Source organism: Proteus myxofaciens ATCC 19692 (genome assembly GCF_001654855.1).
GTDB lineage: Bacteria > Pseudomonadota > Gammaproteobacteria > Enterobacterales > Enterobacteriaceae > Proteus > Proteus myxofaciens.
This window is the reverse complement of sequence record NZ_LXEN01000188.1, coordinates 1-1,136: the sequence shown is the minus strand read 5'-3', so window position 1 is coordinate 1,136 and position 1,136 is coordinate 1. Positions and strand designations below refer to the sequence as shown.

1 protein-coding gene is annotated in these 1,136 nt (G+C 31.0%); it reads left to right on the top strand.

The genetic code is table 11. The annotated features are described in order from the left end of the window. The first annotated feature begins 367 nt into the window (after window positions 1-367). Window positions 368-1,006 carry a TetR/AcrR family transcriptional regulator gene (locus M983_RS16550; RefSeq protein WP_066753608.1) on the top strand — a complete coding sequence of 213 codons (639 nt, stop codon included), beginning with the start codon at window positions 368-370 and terminating at the stop codon, window positions 1,004-1,006. Window positions 1,007-1,136 lie beyond the last annotated feature (130 nt).

Here is a 1,136-nt window from a genome sequence, read left to right as displayed (position 1 = left end):
CCTCAGTCAGTTCGCTTAGCGCCCTGTGCCGTGACAACGAGGACGCATTATAGGGAGTTTTCTGAGTGTGGCAATAGTTTTTTTAAAAAATTGTTCTGATAGCGTACTTAATCATCAATTTGATTATTAAAGCATAAATTACAACCACTAAGAGAATAAAAAAACACCAAACACAACAAACTCTTTTTAAATTCTTCTCTATTATTTATAGCAAATGAGCTTCTCTCTTTAGTCTTACAGACTTTTTTCATCCTATTTTATTATATATAGATAGCGAAGTTGGTCTTGTTATTGAATAGAGCGACTGATTTTCAATGTTATACTAAAAAACACATTACTTATTTAGCAACTCATTTTCTTAAATATTATGGAACATAAAAAAAAACCTAAACTAACGAAAAAAGGTCATCAACGTACCCAAGCGATGATCAACGCCGCTATAGACTGCTTTTTGACCTATGGTTATGAAAAAACATCTCTTGATATGATTATTGAAAAATCAGGTGGTTCTCGCTCAACGCTTTATCATCACTTTAAGAATAAAGAAGGATTATTTTCAGCAGTAATTAAAAGCCTTATTGATGATATTTTTATTAAAGTCAAAAGTAATATTCTGGAATATAAAACAGTACATCAACTCCTAGAACACTTTGGATTTTCATTCATCAATAAACTTCTCGAGCCAAAAACAATGGGTCTTTATCGTTTAGTTATTGCAGAATCAGTACATTTTCCAATGTTAGGGCAATTGTTTAACCAACTCGCACCTGAAAATAGCTATAAATATTTGGCTCAAGAACTCGAAAAACGAGAAGACATTAACTTAAATTTTGAACAACTACGCTATATTGCAGGTTTTTTTCTTGAGATGTTAAAAACAAATTTCTTTATGAAAGCATTGGTCACTCCTGATTACTCGCCAACAAATGAAGAAATACAGCAACAGTGTCAGTTATGCGCTTTGATTATTGGTGATTACATTTTGTTAGATAAAGAAGAAAGATAACTATTTTTTGTTTCTTCTATTTAGCCTGTATTTAGCCTGATTACTTATGTTATTCATGGCATTGACAGGCTTTAACATTATTTCTCAATACGTTATATAAATTTACTTCTATTCCTTCAATTTATACCTA

Excerpts from the sequence above, each read along its gene's own strand:
- M983_RS16550 (WP_066753608.1), top strand. The coding sequence starts at position 368 with ATGGAACATAAAAAAAAACCTAAACTAACGAAAAAAGGTCATCAACGT.